Raw genomic sequence first — 21,925 nt, 5'->3', positions numbered from 1 at the left:
TCTGCCCTCTATTGATTGATTAATTGATTTCTGTATGATATTTTTGATAAAAATAAAAAAGTTACGGATTACATAAAACCTCCTCCGCCATTTTTCTCGTTATTATCTCTATTTCTTCTACGTTTGGCTTTATTTTTTCCGCCACCAAATCTGTAATTAAAACCGATATAAGCGGTTCTACTTTCCCAGTTAAAAGTTCCTGTTTGGTTGTAGGGCGCTGTAGAATCGAAACTAAATTTCATTCCTTTAAAGATATCATTTACTTTTAGTGAAATATTTCCTTTTCCTTTTAGCACTTTATAACTTGCGCCTGTGTTTAGCATCCACATTGGTTTAATATCAAATTGTAAGCTTTTATTGGCACCTCTGTACATGGCAAATAATTGGAATCTCAATTTTTTTGATGCGGTAAAACTGTTACTTAATCGAGCGTTAAAGGCATTATTTTTTACTGATTTTTCACTTCCAGCCACGATTCCTTTTAATGTTTGTGCGTATAGGTCTACACTTGCGTTTGCTCTCCACCAATTTGTGAAGCTATAATTGCTCGACATTTCAAAACCGTAACGGTTATTTCCATTAAAATTTTGGTATGATTTTATTTGTCTTGTATCGGTATTATCGGCTGGATCTTTATATAAAACAGTTGCGATTTCGTCGGTAACTTTTCTATAAAAAGAACCAAAAGTAAGCGACCCTTTTTTAATTCTTCGGCTATAATTTACTTCAAAAGAGTTGGTGAATTGAGGTTTTAAAGTAGCATTTCCCACAGATGTAATTAGGGGAGTACTCCATTCTCTAATTGGGTTTACTTGTCCTATAAAAGGTCGATCAACTCTACGGCTGTAGCTTAGTTGGTATTGATTTTTTTCTGATGGATTAAACGTGAAAAATGCCGAAGGATAGATATTAAAAAGGTTATCAGAATATGGTTTTGTTTGATTTTTATTGGTAAATGTTCCTGTTACGTCATACTGTTCTAAACGTGCTCCTAATTGCATGGTTATTTTATTAAAAGTGTGTCCGTAGTTCACATATCCTGAAATAATATCTCTTTGATACTTAAAAGAACCGTTGCCGAGAGTTTCTATGATTGGTTTATTATTTGTGTCGAGTACTAAATTTCCTGTAGCATCTGTTTTATAACCATCTTGATTGGTTTTATTCGTATTTTCTGTTTCATCAGTTCTGTATTCAACGCCAAGTTCTAGTTTTCCATTTTCTGAAATAGGATTGGTATAATCAAGATTTAATAAGGTATTATTTCTATCATTTTGAATCGTATTAAAATAATTCAGAAATTGATATTTAGGATTTGTATTGGCGATAAATGTTTCTTTATTGATTAATTTATCGGTGTTTTTGCTGTTTGAATAGGTTGCTTCAAATTCTAAATTATGTCCTTTTTTCTGAAAGTCAATTTTATAATTCATGTTATAACTTCCTGTATTATTTTCATTATCAGAAGTATTTGGAGCATTTGTGGTGAGTATATTTGTAGCGTCATATACTTTTGCGATACCATCTTTAAAAGAATCTGCTTTATTTTGTGTGGTATAAAAAGACAGGGTATTTTTATCATTGATATAAATATCGGCACCAAATTTTATTAAATAAGCGGTTTTTTCGCTATCGGATATAAATTTTTGTGAAGATGGATTATTCCCTCTTCTCGAGATTTCTCCATGATTGTGTCGTTTTCCTTTATTGTATCCTAAATTGGTATAGAAATTAACTTTTCCCGTTTTATAATTCATGTTTAAAGAACCGTTGTATCGGGTATTTTCGCCTTGTGTAATTCCTGTATTTATAGCGCCATTAAATCCGATATTTGCGCTTTTATGCAGTATTATATTGATAATTCCACTCATTCCTTCAGGGTTGTATTTTGCTGATGGATTGGTAATTAGTTCAATACTTTTAATGGATGTTGATGGAATTTGCTCTAATAATTGAGCGGTGCTCATATTGGTTGGTTTTCCATCAACTAAGACACGTACATTTGCGTTTCCACGTAGGCTTAATTCTCCTGATTGGCTATCAACACTTACCGACTGTACATTGTTTAAAAGTTCTGAAGCAGTTGCTCCTGCTGAGGTTAGGTCTTTTCCAACGTTAATTACTTTTCTATCTACTTTTTGAGTTACGGTTGATGTTTCTGCTCTAATTTCGATTTCATCTAAAGCGGTACTATCTTCAGAAAGTGTGATTGTTTTTAAATTGATGTTATTATTTTTTCTGTTAATCAGAATGGATTTAGAAATTGTTTTGTATCCGATAAATTGAATTTCTACGATATTTTTTCCAGCGGGAATACTTTTGATAAGGAAATTTCCAGCGTCATTGGTGATGCCTCCTGTTATAATTTTATTGGCAGTATTTTTGATAATAATATTTACATATGGCAAGGGTTCTTTTGATGCTTGGTCGATTATTTTTCCAGAAATAACGCCTATTTTGGGTATTTTAGTTTGATTTTTTTGAGCAAATAAAGGGTTATTAAATGCTGTAAAAATCATAAAAATCAATAGAAATAATTTTTTCATTTTGTAAGTTTTGTTAATTTTTGGTTGCTTGTTATTATTTTCTAATTTATTTTTGATACTTACTAGACTCGTAATAAGGTGTTTTTGTTACAGAGTTGAGCCTTGTTTAACAAAAGATTAACAATTATGAATAAAAAAACATTAGTATTAGGAGCTTCTTTAAATCCTGTAAGGTATTCAAATAAAGCGATTGAAAGATTGGTTGCTGCTCAAATTAAAACGGTTGCTATTGGTTTAAGAAGTGGGAGCGTAGCTGGAGTGATTATTGAAACAGAAAAAATAGCATTTACTGCTGTTGATACAGTTACTTTATATTTAAATCCCGAACGTCAAAAAGGGTATTATTCTTATATAATTTCATTAAAACCTAGGCGTGTTATTTTTAATCCAGGAACAGAGAATAAGGAGTTTTACGCCCTTTTATCAGCCAATAAAATTGACTATGAGATTGCCTGTACTTTGGTTTTATTAGCTACAAATCAATTTTAATTTTTATAGGAATATTGCTCGCCAGCTTTTGCTAATTCGACATTTTCAAAAACAGTTTGTGCTTCATCTTTAAAGTCTTGAATATTTGCATATCTGCTAGAATAATGTCCAATAATTAGTTTTTTTACATTTGCTAATTTGGCGATATTTCCTGCTTGTTCAGCAGTAGAATGTTTTGTTTTGTCGCATAAATCTTCTCTATCTTTTAAAAATGTAGCTTCATGATACAGTAAATCTACATTTTTAATAATAGGTACGATAGCTGGTTTGTACGCAGTATCGCTACAAAAAGCGTAGCTTTTTGGTTTTGGCGGATCAATTGTCAATTCCGAATTTGGCACAATTTCGCCTGTCGATAATGTAATATCTTTTCCTGCTTTTATATGATGATAATCGGCAGTATTTATTTCGCCGTCATATAATTCGATATTTCCGATATGTAATTTTCGTGGTTTTTCTTTTTCTTTGAATAAGAAACCGTTGGTATAAACCCGATGATTTAAAGGAATTGTATGTACGGTAACTTTATCATCTTCAAAAATAAGCTCACTTTCTTTGGACGTTAATTCATGAAAAACAATAGCATATCGTGTCCATGATTTTGTTAATTTTAATTGGAGAACGGTAATTTCTTTAATTCCTTTTGGTCCATAAATATGGAGTTCTTTTTCTCGATTTAAAATTCCGAAAGTTGCAATAAGTCCTATTAATCCAAAGAAATGATCGCCATGTAAATGAGAAATAAAGATATGATTGATTTTAGAAAAACCAATTTTATATTTTCGTAATTGTCTTTGCGTACCTTCGCCACAATCGATTAAAAAATGTCGATTATTGATTTCTAAATATTGAGAGGTCGGGTGTGCATTTACTCTTGGCGTTGCCGAATGACATCCTAAAACAGTTACTTGTAAACTCATTTATAATGGATAATTTATAATTTTGTTATTTTATAATTTTATTTAATTATAAATCGTTTTGAAAGCACATCTTTATTGCTTTGAATTGCATAAATATACATTCCTGATTTTAAATCGTTACGTTCAAAAGGAATGGCATTGCGTCCATTTTGCAGGTTAATTTGTTTGGAATACACTGTTTTACCGAGTATATTTCGAACGGTTAACGTACTATTTTGATTGTTTTTAGCATCGATAAAAATGGTTGTTTTATTAACAAAAGGATTTGGCGAGGCTATTAATTTATCAATAGATTTTTGTTCAAATTTCTTTTGAGAGAAACTAGAAAAACTAGAAAATGTTGTTAATAAGAATATAAAAAGTAGTTTTTTTACCATAGATGTTCCTTTTAAAGTGTTAATAAAAGCATTAAATTTTTAGGTTAAAAACCTAATTCACGTTGCATATTTTCCATATCGATTATATCTTGTGCTTCCTCTAAAGTGGGAACAATGTTGAGTATTTCTGGAAAATCGTCAATAGCTATATTTTTTACTACTATCACAAAAGACGTACCATTTTGTTGATGTAATTCAGCGTATTTCAAAAATAACAAAATATTTTCTTTAGATGGGCTAAAATCAGCTAAAGTTTCAACAATAATATGATTGTTTTGATATTTAACGTATTCTTTTTCAAAAGATAAGAAAAAATCAGTACAATTATTTTCTTGAGAACTAATGAATATATAATTTGTTTTGTCTTGAATTTTCATGATAAATAATGAGGGAAATTTAGGCTCTTTTTATTTGCTGTGCTAATAAATAGATAACTGCCATACGTACGGCAACACCATTTTCTACCTGATTTAAAATAATTGCTTGTTTACTATCGGCAACATCACTGGTTAATTCTACGCCACGATTTATAGGGCCAGGGTGCATAATTACAATATCTTTATGTAGGCTGTCTAAAATTTCACGATTAATCCCAAAAAGTTGTGTATATTCTCTAGTTGATGGAAAATATTTAATATCCATTCGTTCGTGTTGCACTCGTAAAACATTGGCAACATCGCACCAAGCAAGGGCTTTTTTCAAATCGGTTTCAACTTGAACGCCTAAACTTGAAATATATCGAGGAATTAGTGTCGTTGGACCACAAACTTTTACTTCTGCACCTTGTAATTGCAACGCAAAAATATTTGATAAGGCTACTCTTGAGTGTAAAACATCGCCAACAATTACGATTTTTTTGCCTTTTAAGTTGCTATTTAATGCTTCACGCATTGAAAAACTATCTAATAATGCTTGGGTTGGATGTTCATGTGTTCCATCACCAGCATTAATAATTTTCGCATCTACATGTCTTGATAGAAAAATTCCTGCACCTACACTTGCATGACGCATCACTACAATATCCACTTTCATGGCTAAAATATTGTTTACCGTGTCAATTAATGTTTCTCCTTTTTTTACGGATGATTGTCCAGCGGAAAAATTAATAACATCGGCAGATAAACGTTTTTCTGCAAGTTCGAAAGATAATTTAGTACGGGTACTATTTTCAAAAAATAAATTTGCAATCGTAATATCTCTAAGAGAAGGAACTTTTTTTATCGGTCTATTGATAACTTCTTTAAAATGAGAAGCAGTTTCAAAAATAAGCTCTAAATCGGTTTTGTTAAGGTATTTAATACCTAGTAAATTCTCAACGCTTAACTGCTTCATTTTTAGTTGTTTTTTATAATCATAATTAAACAAGCTTTGTGGGCTTGGTTTCTATATAAATCGTGTCTTCTTTGTAATTTTCCAACCAATTAACCACTACTTTTTCTTGATTAATAGCATCTACTTGTCGTCCTCTATAATTGGGTTGTATTGGTAAATGTCGGCTAAAACGGCGGTCGATTAAAACTAATAATTCAATATTTTCGGGTCTTCCGTACGATTCAAGTGCCGTTAAAGCACTTCGCACGCTTCTTCCTGAATAAAGTACATCATCAATTAAGACTACTTTTTTTCCTTCAATTAAAAAATCAATATTCGTTGATGTTGCCTCTAAAGGTTCGTTTCTTCTACGAAAATCATCTCGATAAAAAGTAATGTCTAAAAAACCTAATTGTAAATTTTTAATCTGATATTCATCGGTTAATAGTGTTGCAAGTCGGTTGGCTAAATACGTTCCTCTTGGTTGAAGTCCTATTAAAACGGTATTCGAAAAATCAGTATGATTTTCGATTAACTGACAAGCTAAACGATGCAGAATAATTTCAATTTCCTTTGAAGTAAGTAGTGTTTTCCTGCTCATAATTTGCGCTCAAATTGGCTTGGTAAATTCGAGGGTCAAAAATAAACCAAAAAAATTAGTACGCAAAATTAAACTCTAAATAATAAATCAGAATCTTAAACTTGGATTATCCTGAAATTATATCAATAAAATTATCTTTACATTTGCCAACTTTTACCAAAATGTAATTTATGATGATGAAATACCTTAAAAATAAGAATATTAACATTAAAGATGATACGTTAGCAGGTATTACGGTTTCTTTAGCGATGATTCCTGAAGTGGTTGCTTTTGCTTTCGTGGCTCAAATCAGCCCAATTGTAGCCTTGTTTGGAGCGTTTGTAGTCGGGATTGTATCGGCTATTTTTGGCGGAAGACCAGGACTTATTTCAGGAGCTGCAGGGGCAGTTGCTGTAATTTTTGTAAACATGATTCAAGAAGGACACGCCAAAGGATTATTGTTCGAAAATCCTGTGGAAAATATGGGATATTTTTATTTGTTATCCGCTGTAGTTTTAATGGGGATTATACAAATATTTGCGGGTGTTTTTAAGCTCGGAAAATTTGTGCGATTAATCCCACATCCAGTAATGATGGGATTTGTAAACGGATTGGCGATTGTTATTTTTATGGCACAATTAGGAATGTTTACAGAAAATACCAAAGATTTTTTCGGACAAAATAAACGAAACACACAAACCAAAGAATTGGTGTATACTGTTGTTGATAATCAAGTAAAAGATGTGTTATCAGGAACTGTTTTATATACAATTAATGAAAAATCAGTAATTAATCATCAAACGAAATCAGCAGATTTTATTATTTCTGATGGGCAAGTTTTTAATCCGATAACTAAAAAAGTTATTTTCAATGTAAAAGAAGACGGTTTTTATTCGGTAAAAGATGTTGGTGTTGTAAAATCGGCAATGCAAGGCGAAAAACTTTATATAATGATTGGTTTGGTTTTATTAACCATGCTTATCGTTTGGGGATTGCCAAAAATAACCACCAAAATTCCTGCGGCTTTAACCGCTATTTTGATTGTTACCTTAATTTCGATTTTTAGTGGAATTTCATCAATAAACGTTGGTGATTTTATTCGAGATGGAGGCGGTGCAGGTTTAAATGGAATTGATGAATTATCAAAAAAACTAAACGTTTTAGAACTTTGGAGTAATCTACCATTCAATTTAGATACCCTAAAATTCATTGCTCCGTATGCGTTTTTAGCGGCTTCGGTTGGTTTAATCGAAACCTTAATGACCATGAATTTAGTCGATGAATTAACCGATACCAGAGGAAACGGAAATAAAGAATGTATCGCACAAGGTGCTGGAAATATGTTAAGTGGATTTTTTGGAGGAACTGGAGGTTGCGGTATGATTGGACAAACGGTAATTAATATCAACGCTGGAGGACGTGGACGTTTATCAGGCGTAATGATGTCATTAACGTTATTAACCTTTATTTTATTTGCTGATAAATACATCGAACAAGTGCCAATTGCCGCCTTAGTTGGCGTTATGTTTATGATGGTTATTGAAACTTTTGCATGGTCGAGTTTTCGAATTATGAAAAAAATTCCAGCCTCAGATGCCTTTGTTTTAATTATTGTATCGGCGGTAACCGTGTTTTTTGATTTAGCAATTGCCGTATTTGTTGGAGTTATTATCTCTGCATTATCATTTGCTTGGTCGAGCGCTAAGAAAATTAGAGCCAGAAAACGTGTAAAATCAGACGGTACGAAAGTTTATGAAATTTGGGGTCCTTTATTCTTTGGAAGTATCACCGAATTTAATGATAAATTTGATATTAAAAACGATCCTCAAAATGTAGAAATTGATTTTGTTGAATCTCGAATTTCAGATCATTCGGCGTTAGAAGCCGTGTTTTTATTGGTTGAAAAATATCAAACAGCAGGAAAAACAATTAAACTAAAACACCTAAGCCAAGATTGTAAAGTGTTGATGTACAAAGCAAGTGATACCTTTAAAAATGTAATCATTGAAGATGTTGATGATCCTCGCTATCATTTAGCTGAAAATCCTGAAGCATTTCCAAAACCGTTATCAGAATATAAGTTTTAAGTGTTTACTAAAAATAAAGCTAAAAAATCCCGCAAGTAATTGCGGGATTTTTTTATCAAATTAGATGTTATTTTTTTGTATCGGACTGATAACTTTAATATCATTAAAAGTAATTGCACCTCGTATTACGCTATCAATCGTTGTTTTTAAAGCGTTTATTAACTGCATTTTAAGTTGCGATTTATGATAAATTAAACTCACCTCTCTAGCAGGTGAAGGTGTTTCAAATTCTCTTAAATTTTGTTTATCAGCATCATTTAAATCAAGCGTGTTTAAATAAGGCAATAATGTCATTCCTAAACCATCTTTTGATAATTTTATCAACGTATCAAAACTGCCACTTTCTAATTGAAAACGATGTGTCGAACTCTTTTTTGATGTTTTACATAAATTCAAAATACTGTTTTTAAAACAATGACCATCCTCCAATAATAAAATATCGTCAAGCTCTAAATCATCAACTTTAATTTTGTTTTTTTGAAATAAACGATGCTTATCAGGAATTAATCCTACAAAAGGTTCGTAATACAAAACACGCTCTTTTATAAAATCATTTTCTAAAGGAGTCGCTGCCAAACCTGCATCAATATGACCATCAGTTAGTTTTCTGATGATTTCTTCCGTGGTTAATTCTTCAATAATTAATTGAACTTTTGGATACTTTTTGTTAAAAGTTTTTAAAAACATCGGTAAAAGCGTGGGCATCACCGTAGGGATAATTCCAAGTTTAAATTCACCACCAATAAAACCTTTTTGCTGATGTACAATATCTAAAAGACGATTGCTTTCATCAACAATAACTTTCGCTTGTTCCAAGATTTTTTTGCCAATTTCCGTTAATTGAATTGGCTTTTTAGAACGATTAAATATTTTAGCCTCTAATTCATCTTCTAATTTTTGAATTTGCATACTCAAAGTAGGTTGTGTAACAAAACAATGTTCAGCAGCGATGGTGAAATTTTGATGCTCAGCAACCGCTAACGTATATTTTAATTGTGTAATGGTCATGGTATCAGTTTTTTTGATAAAGATATTAAAACTATCAATAACAATTATAGTTTTTATCAGTTATTTGAACGTACTTTTGATATATAACCCATAAAACAAAAGATACAAACGAACTTATCATCATTTAGCATTAATTAGACCTTAATTAATTTACTTATTAATTAATATTTAAAATAAGAAGATCTTTATTATTTAGCTAAAAACGTAATTATTTTTTAACTTCACATACATTAAAACCCTACTATTTACCTTATATGTGGGGTTTTTGTTGTTTTTATAACGACTAACACCTCTGGACTAAATTAAGCGCTTACAGCTAATATTTAATATGTTAATTTTTATTTAAAACCTTAGCTATTTACAAAAACCTTAAAAATAGTTGAAAAGTACAAAATTAACCAAAATAGCTGTTTTTAAGACTTTCTCTATTTTTAAGAAAAATTTAAAACTTTCTTGTACTTCTTTACATTGTAAAAACCTCTTAAAACCAATATTAACAAGCTATACAGGCATTTTATAATTAACAAAACAACTAAATTAATAAGCCCAAAAACAACTAAATTAAAAATGGTACTAAATAGGCTGTTTTAGTTTAGGAGGACAGTTAGAAAGACAGTTAGGTGGACAGAAAACAAGAAAAAACAACTTTGAAAACCTGCTATAATGTCGTTTTTTAAGGCTTTAAAGGTGTAAAAACGATTTATAACAGGGGTGTAACGACATAATTAATTACGTTAATTAAAGTTTAACTACCTGTCTATTAGGTTTTTACGTGTTTTCTATGTATTTACACCTATTGTTACTCTTATAGCAATGGTTCTTAGTATGTACTTTATAGCTTACGCCAAACTAGCTTCATACTACTATTATCCGACACTCCTGTTCATGTTATCCTCCATATTTGAAGCGCTGTCTAATAACTTTTGTTGTAAAGCATCTATTCTTTCATGTAATTCTGTATTTTTTTCTAATGCTTTATAATATTTCTCTTTATAATCAATATTAGCAACCTCTTGTTTTGGCTGTTCTTGCTTTAATATTTCGCCTTTTCCAGTTAGAAGCCAACGGGCATTAATATCATCATTTGTTGATATTATAGCATTTAAAACGTCAAAACTTGGTTTTGATTTTCTTCCAGAAACTATATTTGATACAACTTGAGGTGAAAAACCAATACTTTCTGCAAATTTTTTTTGATTTTCATTGTATTGATTATCAATTATATACTGTATTCTTTCCGTGATACTAATAAATTCAATCATCATTTGTTGTTTTTAATAAACATTTGTTTATATATTTGTACTCGAACAAAGAACAATGTAAACAATGGACAAACCTACGAAAAAAAGAAACATCCTAAACAGAGATGTTGTGGATAAGCTAATAGAAGACTACGGAGTAAGTCGCCGTTTTATAACAATGAGTATCCGTGGCGATAGAACCAGTACAACTTCTGATAAAATAGTAAAAGACTATAAAAGGCTGGAAAATCAAGTGAAAGAAGCAGTTAAAGCGGCTGTAAATCAATAGAAAATCTCACAGTATTAATCATTCCTGAAAGGCATACACTCAAGTTCGAGTCTTGGGCAGGGTCTAAAAAATAATCTAATTCATGTATCAATACCAAAACAACATATTATCAATACCCGCAAGGTTACTGTATAAGGATTGGGCGTTGATGTCTTATGACTCTTACTTAAAGAATTGTATCAGAGGAAAGTTAGTTCGTACAAAAGAAGGTAGAGGAAAAGATAATGAAGCTTGGGTTTCTTTTCACGATTTAAGCCCTATTTACAAAGAAATTTGTTTTGCTAGAATTGGAGATCCAAAAGAAGTTTTGGTTGTTAATTTATTAGAAGAATATATAGTTCCAGATATTGAAGCAACGAAATTTTTTACAAGACACAGAACCCCTAGCGGTAAGTCATTATCTTCTGAAAAGCAACGAGAAAAAGCAACAAACTGCATGATTTTAAATGCTATTACAAGCATTTTTACAGAAAAAGGAGTTCTAGCTAAAAAGTTTGGAAAGCAGAAAACTAAAATTTGGGAACGTGTAAGCGAATCTGTTAATGCTATTGATACTGATAAATGGCAATGTAGTTTACCAAACAATCCTCGCTCGTTAAAAAGACGTTACGATAAATATTTAAAAGAAAGCTACGGGGCGTTTATACATGGCGGAGAAGGCTCAATTAACTCTAGAAGAGTTACCGCAGATGTTGAAAGCTTAATTGTAAGTTTATATTGTTTACCAAGCAAGCCCTATTCATCGGTAGTACATGATTTGTATTTGCAGTTTTTAGGCGGTGCTATTGAAGTTGTTGATTATAAAACAGGAGAGATTTTTAATAGAGAAGATTTTTATGTAAACGAATCTCCTGTTGAAATTTCAGAATCAACAATTTGGAACTACATCAATTTACCAAGAAATCAGTTACTAATTAAAAAATATCGTAACGGTGCTTATGACTTTAACCATAAACAGCGTCCACACGTTAACCGTACAGCTCCAAATTACTCTATGAGTAAAATTACTTTAGATGATAGGGATATTATGCATACCAAGTTACACAATGGTAAACGAGTTATGGCGTACTATGCTTTTGATGATTTATCTGGAGCAATGATTGGTATTTCTCACTCACTTGAAAAAAACCATGATTTATACTTGGATTGTATTCGTGATATGTTCCGATTTACAAGTAATAAAGGTTTAGGAGTTCCAATGCAAATGGAAGTAGAACATCATTTAGTAAGTGATTTTAAAGACGGCTTAATGAAAGCAGGAAACATCTTTCCATTTGTACGCTGGTGTAATCCTACAAATTCTCAAGAAAAATATGCAGAACGTTTAATTGGAACTAAAAAGTACGGTGTTGAAAAAAACAACAACCAGGGTGTTGGTCGTTTTTATGCCCGAGGCGATAGTAATAGAACTACTTCACAGAAAATATTTGATGCAGAAAACAACAATTATAAGTTTTCAAAAGCAACCTATAAAGTTATTGTTGCTAATGATTTACAAGAGCAATTAGAATATAACAATCAGTTGCATCCAAATCAAAAGAAATACCAAGGGATGAGTAGAATGGATGTTTTTATACATCATGTTAATCCTGATTTACCGCAATTAGATAGAGGGCAATTAGCCAAATACATTGGTTTTAAAACGCAAACATCTATTAGACGTAGCCAGTATGTAACTGTTCAATATGAAAAGTTTCAATTAGAAAATCCAGCAGTTTTAAACCAGTTAGCTTCTAATAATTACAACGTAGATGCCTACTATTTACCAACGGAAACCAATGAAATTAACGAAGTATTTATTTATCAGAATGATCTATTTATTTGCGAATGTCAGCCAGTACCAACTTTTAATAGAGCAAATGCAGAATGGACGGACAAAGATGTTCAAGGCTATCAAGACGCTACTAAATATATAAGTCAGTTTGATAAAATGGTAAAAACAGATACCGAGCAACAACTCCGTAGGGTTGCTATTATAAAAAATGATATGCCAATTATAGATGTTACTCCAGAAATAGTAAAAACAGTTGCCAAAATTGAAGAATTTGAATATGAAGCTTTTGATGAAGTTTCTGAAAGAAATAACGCCATTGACGATTTATAATCTAAATAAAATAATCTAAATAATTATGAAAAATAGTCTTAAAACAACAATTATTGAAGCAGTTCGCAGGGATAGAGAACTATATAAAAGCGATGTTAAACATGCAAGAGTATTAGGTATTAGCGTTTCTCAGTATTCTCGTTTTGTAAATAAAGGAGAACTTGAAGGTGTTTTATCTGATGGAGCTCTTACTTCCATAGCAAGAATTGTAAGAGTTCAGTTAAATGAAAATGCGCCCTGGGTAGTTGTAAAAACTAAAACCTTTAATTACATCACTACTCAATTAGAAACTTGCCAAAAAAAATCAATCTGCAGAATATTTTGTGATTATGCGGGTATCGGTAAAACGGTAGCAGGAAAAAACTATGCTGAAAATAATAAAAATGCAGTGTATATCGATTGTTCTCAAGTAAAAAGTAAACAAAAATTACTTAGAAAAATTGCTAGAGAATTTGGAGTTGTTCACACAGGAAGATATGCAGATGTTTATGACGATTTAGTTTTTTTATTGCGAACAGCAGAACTACCATTAATCATTTTAGACGAAGCTGGTGATTTAGATTATACCGCATTTTTAGAGTTAAAAGCGCTAGAAAATGCAACCACCCACCTTTGCGGTTGGTATATGATGGGGGCTGATGGTTTAGAGCAAAAAATGACAAGACAAAAAGATTTGAAAAAAGTCGGTTTTGCTGAAATATTTGACAGATATGGTAATGCTTATAAAAAAGTTACACCTATTGGTGAGAGCGATTTAAAACAATTTCATATAAATCAAATAGCACTTGTAGCCAAGGCAAACGGAGCTACAATTACACCCTTACAAATGTATGCTAAAACAAAAGGCTCATTAAGAGCGGTACGTGTTGAAATCTTAAAACATGAGGTAAAATAATGGCGGTAAAAGTAAAAAAAGCGTACAGCTATGCAGATATAGTTAAAAAGAGTTTTAAAACTATGGCGTTAACAGGCGAATGGTTACGGCATCAAGGAGTTGTGGAACAGTCAGGTTCTATTTTAATATATGGAGATTCTGGGCATGGAAAAACCACATACGCAATGCAGTTTATGAAAGAATTAACCAAATCAGGCAAAGTACTATATAATACTGCTGAGGAAGGTATGCGAATGAGTTTTATGAGATCATTACGATTAAATAATATGAAAGTAGTGAGCTCTAAATTTACATTTCAAAAAGAAAAATATGACGATATGGTATTGCGATTACGCCGAAAACGCCAACCAAAAATTGTTATTGTAGATAGTGTTCAATATGTGTTTAGAGGCAAAAAAGCCGCAGATTATTTCAATTTAATAGAAGAATTTGACACAACCCTATTCATTTTTATATCTCATGTATCAAAAGGACATCCAGAAGGTGCCGTAGCAAATGAAATATACTGGGACTGCCAAAATAGAATCTTAATCCAAGATTTTAAAGCAATAGTTGAAAAAAGCAGATGCGGTGCAGATGAAATAACGCCTTTAATTATCAATCAAGAAAGAGCAGATGCCCGAGATCTTAAATTATTAAAAAAAGGATAGCATGAAAAAAGAAGTACAACGATTATTGAGCCTAACACCAAGCCAGTATAACAGAATGGTATTTAATATATGGTTTGAATGGTGTAACCAAAAAACAACAACATCAAAAGAGTTACAAAAGGCTTTGATATGTAAACCGCTTTTTAATTGGTGGCAAAAGGAATTATTGAATTTAGAAGCTCTTTTTTTAAAAGAAATAGCTCCTTTTTATAAGATAGTTTCCAAAGATGTGGCTCAAGATATATACGATAGTTATACAAGCGAAATATTTAAAAAGCTTTCAAAATCAACTATAAAAAAAGCAAATCTATGAATATTATAAAATCAGCTTTAGAAGTAAAAGTAACCACGCAAAATAAATGGTTAGAAAATCACCCAGACACGCATTTTGCATATCGACAAAATAAGCAAAAACGAGATTATTATATCAGTAAACTTTGCACAATGGACGACTTAGGATTAACAACAATTAAAATATAAAAACAATGGCATTATCACCAGAAGAACAGGAACAACTTAAAAAATTACAACAAAAGCAAAAATCAGAAAAGCAGAAGTATAAAGAAGATATTAAAACTTTTAAAGAGCTATCTGCCGAGTTTGTTACCAATAATATTGACGGGCTTGTAGATCATCAAAAAAATACGGAAGCAATAATAACAATGCTTTTTCAGGATTACAAACCGCTAAAAGAATTGAAGCAATTAGTGTATGGTAGAAAATCACAAGACAGCCACACATCTACTTTAAAAGATGGCTCTGCAAGTATCACAATTGGGCATAATGTATCTATAAAATTTGACGGAACTGAAACTTCAGGTGTTGAAATGATAAAAGATTACTTAGCAAGTTTGGTAGATGACAACGCAAAAGCATTGAAACTAACAAAAATAGTGAACATCGCTTTAAAAAGAAATGCGAAAACAGGCTTTTTAAATCCAGCAAAAATAGTTGAGTTAAACAGTTTACGTGATGATTTTGATTCGCCAGAGTTCGACAAAGGTTTAGATATAATTATCGCCGCTCAAATTAGAACTCAAAATAGTATGTACGTAAGTGGCTGGAAATACATTAAACAAGAAGACGGCAGAACCTCTAAGTTAGAATTTAGATTTACCGTATAAAATTAATCTTTTCCCTTGCACTACTGGAGTGAATTATTTAAAAATAATAGCAAGTTCGAATCTTGCCAAGGGAACAAATAAAACTTGAAAATAATAATTATGAAACCTGATGAAATGATTGAAGAATTACACTCAAAATTCAGCATATCGAGTTTAGAGTATCCTGTTTTTGAGCAAAGCAATAGGAGAACTTTCGATATTGAAGAACTTACAGAAAGTGAATTAAAAGCCCTGTATTATCTGTTTTTTCCAAGTGAAAAACCAATAACAATAGAAGAAGAATTACAACGTATGCAAACGCAACAGGAATTAAAAAGATTGCGATCTATTATTTTAAATGATGCACAAAATATCGGTTTGTATAAACCCGATGATTGGCAAAAGTTCAATGTGTTTATGAAAAATAAAAGCGTTTTAAAAAAGCCTTTAAATAGCTATGAAATTTGTGAGTTTCCTGCTTTAATTCTTCAATTTAAAAGTATGCGACACAAATTCAAAAATAACAAAACAAAAGTAGGCTCTAGTGCTTGGTACACTTTTATCGGAATAAAACCTTCCGTAAATTAAAAAAAGTTCCAAAGCCATACCAGACTAAAGAACTTATTTGCAATGTGAGAAATGCAAATATAATAAAACTTTGGTATGGCTTATAATAATAAAAACCTTTATACGAGAATAATTGAAATTCAAACGCTTGTACTTTATTTAAGAGAACAAGACGAAGATATTTCTTACAAAGAAATGTACTGGCAACATATTTATCCACGGTGGAAAATATGTTACCGTACCTACCACACGTATTTAGGAACGCCTGCCAAAAGAGAGCTTAAAAAATTGCTTTCTGCAGAAAAAGAAAAAATTGAATTAGAAAATAAATCACAATATAAATTATTCAACTAATGAGAAAAATAAACGAAAAAGATTTTAAAGAAGCTGCTAAAACTTTAGGCGTTGAAGTCGCTATCATTAAAGCAGTATGTGAAGTTGAGGCGCCTATGGGTGGCTTCTTACGAACTGGCGAACCAGTTATTTTATTTGAACGTCATAAATTTCATCAATTTACCGATGGCGTTTTTTCGGAAAAATATCCTAATATTTCAAACCCCAGAGCTGGCGGTTATATAAGTGGCAGACGAGAGCATTTTAGACTTCAAGAAGCGGAGAAATTAAACCGAGAAGCTGCCTTAAAATCGGCATCATGGGGGAAGTTTCAAATTATGGGCTTTAATTATAAATTATGTGGGTTTTCAAATATTCAAACCTTTATTAATGCCATGTATAACAGCGAAAAGGCACAGTTAAAAGCGTTTGTGAATTTTATTAAATCGGTTGGTTTAAGCGATGAACTTCGCCGTAAAGATTGGAAGGGTTTTGCAAGAGGTTATAACGGCAGAGCCTACTACAAAAATGCCTACGATAAAAAGCTAAAACGAGCTTATATAAATCAAATACAGAAAAGTTATGACAAAAAACTATCTAATCAATGTAGTTAAATCAAAAATGACATTGAAGGTAACCTATCGTAATGGGCGGTTTTTAAGAATCGCCTATTTATCAGGAAAATTTGATGCGTTTGTAATACTTCATTTAGGGGCAATTTTACCCGCTTATGAAAAGGAAATTCCAAATAAACAATCCGAATACACAGGCAAAGTTTCTTACAGTTTAGAGGTAAAAGAAGTAAAACAAAAGAGCCTGTACACTCAATTTGTAGAAGAATGGACGCTTTTTTATGAAGATTATTTAGGGATAGCTCCAAAATTTACAGGAGCAGACGGAAACGCATTAAAACAAATTATCACGTATTTAAAAAGTATAAATACAGACGATGAAATTGCCACTTTAAACCTTTGGAAACTGATATTATCAAAATGGAAAGATGTTAATGAATTTCATCAAAAAAACACCGATTTAAAATATATAAATTCCCGATTAAATGTCATCATTAAAGAAATTAGAGAACAAAATAGCAGTACCGCAAACCCAATTAGCGTTGCAACGAGTGAAACCGCAAGAAGTTTTAAGTTTGGCTAAAAAAATGGTAGCAGATTCAGGTTATTTATTAAACGTAGAGCGTACTTTAACCGTTGAAAAAGCATTAAAATATCCAATTTTAAAAGAAGTTTTTAGAGGTGATAACGGCGTTTTAGCATATACATTTATGTCCGTTTTGGTAACTCGATTTTTAGATGCTTTTACCTTTACTACCAAACTTTCAAATTTGCAAAGAGATATATTAATTTCAGATAGTTTAGAGCGTTTTGAAAATGAAACATTAATAGATGTGGTTATCTTCTTTAAAAAAGCCAGAAAAGGTGAATACGGTGTCGCAAAAAAAGGAATTGATGCCAATATTATTTTTGGCGATTGGCTTCCGCAGTATTTTGAAGAAAAAGCAATTGTTAGAGAAAACGATACAAAAAACAGGCAGAATATTCAAAACTCAAATGTTGATGCCAGTAAAGTTGCACACAGCTATAAGCTACTTGCCGAAAAAAAAGCGAAAGAAATTAAGCTAGCCAATGTTAAAGCACACATCAGCGCAATAACAGTAAATGCAGATAAGCAAATATTAGAAGATTTAATTTTTGACTGGGAACGATGCCCGAAAAGAAAACCTTTTGTGCATTTATTAAAGCTCAAAAGAAAAGTAATTAAATAGTGTTTAAAAGCAATTTAAACCGCTTTTAAATTTTGATTAATTTAAGAATGTGATAATTTAAAAAAAGAGTGAATGAGTAATATAAAAATATATCCAAACGAAACAATACTTAACAAGTCTTGTGTAGTTTATCAGATAGAGAATGATATAACACAAGACGCTTATGTTGGTTACACTAAAGGAAAATTAAAAGTACGGTATAGTTCTCATAATGGGTGTCATAGTAGTAGTGTACACTCTAATTGTGACAATAGAACATCTCTTTATAGGGATTTCAAAAAGTATGGAAAAAGTAATTTCACAATGAGAATACTAAATACGGCTACAAATAAAACGCAATTATTAGAATTGGAAAAAACCTACCAAGTTATGCCTAAGTATAAAAAGTATAACGAGCAGTCTAAAAATAGAAATACATCTTCAGGAAAAAACAAAGACATGATTATTCTTCTCATTGACGAAAAGGGTAATAAGTCTTATTACGAAAATCCAATAGATGTAGCAAGAAGTTTTAATGTTCACGGGTCAAGTATAATAAAAGCTATTAATAACGCCTATAAATTCAAGAGGAAGTACGTGGCTTTATTTGTGCCTAGATACTCTGTAAATAAAGAGCAATTGAGCCTTTTTTAATAAAAAAAATAAATAAAAATGATAAAAAGAACCCGTGCCGAAATTAGTAAATGTATTATTCATAAAGTAGCAAATAAATTTAACAGTGGTCAAAATTCATTTTCTGAAGAATTAGTTCGTTTTGATGAAGAAAGCTATGAGTTATTAATGCCTTTTTTATTAAAGTCTTTTCAAACGCTTACACAAAGTTACCGATTTAGCCATCAAGCCGATGTTCGTTTAAATGAAATTAATAAATACACCGATGCTATTTTTGATGATGAAGATGTATTTATTGAAAACTCAATAAATATTGTAAATCATTTATTTGAACAATCAAATTCAGCTCAAATAAAAACAGGCGATGTATTGGTTGTATATTTTGAAAATATCGAATATAAAAATATTTTAACCAATGCAGTTGGTGTTTTTAAAATAGAAAGTAAAGTTGATTTTTTTCAAACCTATAAAGAAGAAGAAAGTTTTGATGTAGTTGTTCAAAAAGGAATATCAACAAAAAAACTAGACAAAGGTTGTTTAATTTTAAATACAACCGATGCCGAAGGAACGGTGGTATTATCCGTAGATAACAATAATTACGATGCACAGTATTGGATTAAAAACTTCTTAAACGTGCAGTTTGCAAATGATGGTAATTTACACACCCAAAATTATTTAGAAATGTGTAAAGAGTTTTCTGAAGAAATTATAAAACCTGAATTTGGTAAACAAGAACAAAGTAAGTTTTTAGCCAACACAGTTGATTATTTTAAAGAGCAAGAAAATGTAAATTATCATAATTTTAAAGAAGAGGTTTTTGAAGATGAAAAACACCAAGAAATGTTTGAAGATTACAAAAAACATTTTGAAAAGCTAAACGATGTTTTAATTCGCAACAATTTTGAAGTATCAGAAGCCGTACTAAAAAAGGAAAAAAGCAAGTTTAAATCTGAAATTAAACTAGATACTAATATTCATATAAAAATTGATATTGATGCCCCAGATGCTGCTTCTGAATATTTAGAGCTAGGGTATGATGAAGATAAAAAGATGAAGTATTATAAAGTGTTTTTTAACGCCGAAAAATAGTTAATACCAAGTAGAATAATAATTTTTAAAACAAAAAAGATGAGTAAAGAAATTGGTTTTATTAGAGAATTTCCAAACGGAAGAAAGTATGAATTAACCTATCAAGGTGTTATTACCGAGTTAGGCGAAAAAGTAAAAGAAAGTCGATGGATGTCGTTAGATAAAAATCCAGATGGTAAATTTGATATAAAAGATTATATCTGTGCTATTCCTTCAGGAGAAGAAGATATTAGCCTGACTACTTTAAGTATGCAATGCTTCACGGAAAAATAATTTTTAAAACCGCTTCATTTTTGGAGCGGTTTTTTTTTGTTTATATTTGAAACTATGATAAAACTTATAAAAAAAATTAGGGATTCTATTTTAGATAAAGCTATTGCTTATACACAAGATAAGGTTGATAAAATGGAAGCGGAAAAGGATATACTCGAAAATAACGAGGAAATAATCGAAAAACAAACTACATCATACAATAAAGAGGATATTGGAATGTTTTTTATGGAGCTTTCACAATCCTCTATAAATAAGGGTTCTTTAAAAAAAGAATATTATTTTCTATTAGGTTGCGCATCTCAAGGTAGAATTGAAGATATTAATAATTATTATAGCCAGTTAATTAGTACAGACTTTGAGGAAGATTATATAACTTTTTTAAATATTGAAAAAAAACGTATTTATAAAATGGCTAAAATAGCTGAGAAAATTGAAAATGCAGATATAACAGATTTAAAAGTAGGCGAATCAATTGGAGAATATACAAATCGAAAATTACTAAAACGTAAGCTGTTTATGAATGAATACGATTATTTCAGAAAATTAAAGCCTACATTTTAACTATGAAAAACCTACTATTAATACTACTGCTACTTCCTTTTTTAAGCATTGCACAAATACGCCAGAGCGAAGTTTTTAAAAAGCATCCAACAACGCCAACAGAAAACATTAAACTAACTGGAGTTATTGAAGTATCAAAAACAATGTATGGCATCACTTTTAAGGATACTACTATTTCAGAAGAATATAAAAACGCTGTTAAAACATTCTTTAAAAAGCGTTTAAATAGTTATACCGATTTAAAAAAATACCGCCTGCAGGTAGAAAAACGTACAGACGGTTTGTATATAGAAAATACTAAAATTTAATCAATTAAAAGTTTAGTATGTAAGTTACCCGATAAATTAACATCATCAATAACGCCCTGTTTAAACGCTGTTTTCAGGGTGTTTTTTTTGCCTGAATACGTACAATTATATACCAGCGTATATACATCTACAATAGTATCTTCAATATTAAAATCTTCAGATAACAACGTAATTTTACCTGTATTTGGTGTTTCTATGGATTTAATAACGTCATCTACTACCGTAATAAAGTCGAGAAATTGCAGGCTCTTTTCCGAAGCTCTGCTGATGCTACTGGTATCCCGAAGCTGTTCGTAAGCCAATCGAAAAGTAATGGTAGCTATGGGCGTTTTTGACTTATAATCAATACCCCACTTTACAAAAACAGCAGGAAATAAATGAGCCTCAAAACCTTTTTCATTATAATCTTGCCCTGCATATAAATCTACAAATTTAACGGGTGGTAAATTGTTACTTGTAAACTTATTTTTAATATCAGAATCTTTAAATTTTCGGATTAATTCGGTATAAAATGCTTTCATTTCTTATAAATTTCGTCTGTTACTTTATCATACATATGATTTTCCAACCGCAACGCCAAAACTGCTGATTCTCCTAAAAATTGACGCTTCGGAATTTTAGCATTCATTTGTCTTGTATGTGCTTTTACCTTAATAGGCTGGTTCCGTCCTTTTCTAGTTCTACTATGCGCTCTTACTCTTGCGGTTGCTTTTATTGTGCCACCTTCATTGTGTATTTGAGCATAAGGAACATCCGTACCAATAAGTACATAATATTTACCCTCGCTAATTTTACGAAT

The 21,925-nt window shown here is 31.1% G+C and carries 29 protein-coding genes; 19 read left to right on the top strand and 10 right to left on the bottom strand.

Features of this window, described 5'->3' with window-relative positions:
• Positions 1–68: 68 nt before the first annotated feature.
• Positions 69–2,546, bottom strand: coding sequence for a TonB-dependent receptor (locus tag L0U77_RS10805; RefSeq protein ID WP_233901173.1), 2,478 nt, complete (start codon positions 2,544–2,546; stop codon positions 69–71).
• Positions 2,547–2,672: 126 nt separating this feature from the next.
• Here L0U77_RS10805 and L0U77_RS10800 point away from each other — a divergent pair, with 126 nt between their 5' ends.
• Complete coding sequence (locus L0U77_RS10800; protein ID WP_233900443.1) at positions 2,673–3,035, top strand: CoA-binding protein; 363 nt, start codon at positions 2,673–2,675, stop codon at positions 3,033–3,035.
• Here the strand turns inward: L0U77_RS10800 and L0U77_RS10795 are convergent.
• The 5 genes from L0U77_RS10795 to pyrR are packed head-to-tail and all read right to left on the bottom strand — an operon-like array spanning position 3,032 to position 6,244.
• A complete protein-coding gene (locus L0U77_RS10795) occupies positions 3,032–3,955 on the bottom strand; it encodes a ribonuclease Z (RefSeq protein WP_233883427.1) in 924 nt (307 codons plus the stop codon). The two genes, L0U77_RS10800 and L0U77_RS10795, sit on opposite strands and share 4 nt — an antisense overlap.
• Before the next feature lie 38 nt (positions 3,956–3,993).
• Complete coding sequence (locus L0U77_RS10790; protein WP_193699792.1) at positions 3,994–4,332, bottom strand: T9SS type A sorting domain-containing protein; 339 nt, start codon at positions 4,330–4,332, stop codon at positions 3,994–3,996.
• A gap of 44 nt (positions 4,333–4,376) precedes the next feature.
• Positions 4,377–4,709: a ribonuclease Z gene (locus L0U77_RS10785; RefSeq protein WP_233901172.1), complete on the bottom strand. Its 333-nt coding sequence runs from the start codon at positions 4,707–4,709 to the stop codon at positions 4,377–4,379.
• Between the two features lie 19 nt (positions 4,710–4,728).
• Complete coding sequence (locus tag L0U77_RS10780) at positions 4,729–5,664, bottom strand: aspartate carbamoyltransferase catalytic subunit (protein WP_101916814.1); 936 nt, start codon at positions 5,662–5,664, stop codon at positions 4,729–4,731.
• 25 nt (positions 5,665–5,689) lie between these two features.
• Positions 5,690–6,244 (bottom strand): bifunctional pyr operon transcriptional regulator/uracil phosphoribosyltransferase PyrR, encoded by a 555-nt coding sequence (pyrR, locus tag L0U77_RS10775; protein WP_101916525.1) that lies wholly within the window; start codon positions 6,242–6,244, stop codon positions 5,690–5,692.
• Between the two features lie 173 nt (positions 6,245–6,417).
• Here pyrR and L0U77_RS10770 point away from each other — a divergent pair, with 173 nt between their 5' ends.
• Positions 6,418–8,310 carry a SulP family inorganic anion transporter gene (locus L0U77_RS10770; RefSeq protein WP_193699812.1) on the top strand — a complete coding sequence of 631 codons (1,893 nt, stop codon included), beginning with the start codon at positions 6,418–6,420 and terminating at the stop codon, positions 8,308–8,310.
• A gap of 60 nt (positions 8,311–8,370) precedes the next feature.
• Here the strand turns inward: L0U77_RS10770 and L0U77_RS10765 are convergent, their stop codons facing one another.
• Positions 8,371–9,318, bottom strand: coding sequence for a LysR family transcriptional regulator (locus tag L0U77_RS10765; protein ID WP_101916523.1), 948 nt, complete (start codon positions 9,316–9,318; stop codon positions 8,371–8,373).
• 866 nt (positions 9,319–10,184) lie between these two features.
• Positions 10,185–10,583, bottom strand: a complete 399-nt coding sequence (locus L0U77_RS10760) for a helix-turn-helix domain-containing protein (protein ID WP_233901171.1) — start codon at positions 10,581–10,583, stop codon at positions 10,185–10,187.
• A gap of 61 nt (positions 10,584–10,644) precedes the next feature.
• On the opposite strand from L0U77_RS10760, the gene L0U77_RS10755 reads away from it, so the two are divergent.
• The 17 genes from L0U77_RS10755 (at position 10,645) to L0U77_RS10675 (ending at position 21,126) form a co-directional block, all read left to right on the top strand.
• Complete coding sequence (locus tag L0U77_RS10755) at positions 10,645–10,848, top strand: hypothetical protein (RefSeq protein WP_058884420.1); 204 nt, start codon at positions 10,645–10,647, stop codon at positions 10,846–10,848.
• Positions 10,849–10,930: 82 nt separating this feature from the next.
• Positions 10,931–12,952 (top strand): hypothetical protein, encoded by a 2,022-nt coding sequence (locus L0U77_RS10750; RefSeq protein ID WP_233901170.1) that lies wholly within the window; start codon positions 10,931–10,933, stop codon positions 12,950–12,952.
• A gap of 25 nt (positions 12,953–12,977) precedes the next feature.
• Positions 12,978–13,847 (top strand): AAA family ATPase, encoded by an 870-nt coding sequence (locus L0U77_RS10745; protein ID WP_144430014.1) that lies wholly within the window; start codon positions 12,978–12,980, stop codon positions 13,845–13,847.
• Positions 13,847–14,497, top strand: coding sequence for an AAA family ATPase (locus L0U77_RS10740; RefSeq protein WP_101917422.1), 651 nt, complete (start codon positions 13,847–13,849; stop codon positions 14,495–14,497). The genes L0U77_RS10745 and L0U77_RS10740 overlap by 1 nt, the downstream gene beginning before the upstream one ends.
• A 1-nt stretch (position 14,498) precedes the next feature.
• On the top strand, positions 14,499–14,810 hold the full coding sequence (locus L0U77_RS10735) for a hypothetical protein (protein ID WP_101917424.1): 312 nt from the start codon (positions 14,499–14,501) through the stop codon (positions 14,808–14,810).
• Positions 14,807–14,977 carry a hypothetical protein gene (locus L0U77_RS10730; RefSeq protein WP_159459583.1) on the top strand — a complete coding sequence of 57 codons (171 nt, stop codon included), beginning with the start codon at positions 14,807–14,809 and terminating at the stop codon, positions 14,975–14,977. Before L0U77_RS10735 ends, L0U77_RS10730 begins: the two co-directional genes overlap by 4 nt.
• 5 nt (positions 14,978–14,982) lie before the next feature.
• Positions 14,983–15,621: a hypothetical protein gene (locus L0U77_RS10725; RefSeq protein WP_193700608.1), complete on the top strand. Its 639-nt coding sequence runs from the start codon at positions 14,983–14,985 to the stop codon at positions 15,619–15,621.
• 99 nt (positions 15,622–15,720) lie between these two features.
• Positions 15,721–16,188: a hypothetical protein gene (locus L0U77_RS10720; protein ID WP_233901169.1), complete on the top strand. Its 468-nt coding sequence runs from the start codon at positions 15,721–15,723 to the stop codon at positions 16,186–16,188.
• Positions 16,189–16,263: 75 nt separating this feature from the next.
• Positions 16,264–16,521 (top strand): hypothetical protein, encoded by a 258-nt coding sequence (locus tag L0U77_RS10715; protein ID WP_101903554.1) that lies wholly within the window; start codon positions 16,264–16,266, stop codon positions 16,519–16,521.
• On the top strand, positions 16,521–17,114 hold the full coding sequence (locus tag L0U77_RS10710; RefSeq protein ID WP_233901168.1) for an N-acetylmuramidase family protein: 594 nt from the start codon (positions 16,521–16,523) through the stop codon (positions 17,112–17,114). The genes L0U77_RS10715 and L0U77_RS10710 overlap by 1 nt, the downstream gene beginning before the upstream one ends.
• A gap of 7 nt (positions 17,115–17,121) precedes the next feature.
• Positions 17,122–17,655 (top strand): hypothetical protein, encoded by a 534-nt coding sequence (locus L0U77_RS10705; RefSeq protein WP_193707880.1) that lies wholly within the window; start codon positions 17,122–17,124, stop codon positions 17,653–17,655.
• Positions 17,558–18,283: a hypothetical protein gene (locus L0U77_RS10700; protein ID WP_233901167.1), complete on the top strand. Its 726-nt coding sequence runs from the start codon at positions 17,558–17,560 to the stop codon at positions 18,281–18,283. Before L0U77_RS10705 ends, L0U77_RS10700 begins: the two co-directional genes overlap by 98 nt.
• A 72-nt stretch (positions 18,284–18,355) precedes the next feature.
• Positions 18,356–18,916, top strand: coding sequence for a GIY-YIG nuclease family protein (locus L0U77_RS10695; protein ID WP_233901166.1), 561 nt, complete (start codon positions 18,356–18,358; stop codon positions 18,914–18,916).
• Between the two features lie 18 nt (positions 18,917–18,934).
• Positions 18,935–19,984 carry a nucleoid-associated protein gene (locus tag L0U77_RS10690; RefSeq protein WP_233901165.1) on the top strand — a complete coding sequence of 350 codons (1,050 nt, stop codon included), beginning with the start codon at positions 18,935–18,937 and terminating at the stop codon, positions 19,982–19,984.
• A gap of 39 nt (positions 19,985–20,023) precedes the next feature.
• Positions 20,024–20,257, top strand: a complete 234-nt coding sequence (locus tag L0U77_RS10685) for a hypothetical protein (protein ID WP_232113477.1) — start codon at positions 20,024–20,026, stop codon at positions 20,255–20,257.
• Between the two features lie 54 nt (positions 20,258–20,311).
• Entirely contained in the window at positions 20,312–20,818 is a 507-nt protein-coding gene (locus L0U77_RS10680; RefSeq protein WP_193702704.1) for a hypothetical protein, read from the top strand.
• Between the two features lie 2 nt (positions 20,819–20,820).
• Complete coding sequence (locus L0U77_RS10675; protein ID WP_233901164.1) at positions 20,821–21,126, top strand: hypothetical protein; 306 nt, start codon at positions 20,821–20,823, stop codon at positions 21,124–21,126.
• Here L0U77_RS10675 and L0U77_RS10670 read toward each other — a convergent pair.
• Together L0U77_RS10670 and L0U77_RS10665 are read right to left on the bottom strand one after the other, a co-directional pair.
• Complete coding sequence (locus tag L0U77_RS10670) at positions 21,123–21,647, bottom strand: hypothetical protein (RefSeq protein WP_193707875.1); 525 nt, start codon at positions 21,645–21,647, stop codon at positions 21,123–21,125. The two genes, L0U77_RS10675 and L0U77_RS10670, sit on opposite strands and share 4 nt — an antisense overlap.
• Positions 21,644–21,925 (bottom strand): phage virion morphogenesis family protein (locus L0U77_RS10665; RefSeq protein ID WP_233901163.1); only part of this gene is annotated, 282 nt, incomplete at its 5' end. The genes L0U77_RS10665 and L0U77_RS10670, both read right to left, overlap by 4 nt.

This window comes from Tenacibaculum piscium (assembly GCF_021390715.1).
Taxonomy (GTDB): domain Bacteria; phylum Bacteroidota; class Bacteroidia; order Flavobacteriales; family Flavobacteriaceae; genus Polaribacter; species Polaribacter piscius.
This window is presented reverse-complemented; position numbering and strand designations above follow the sequence as displayed.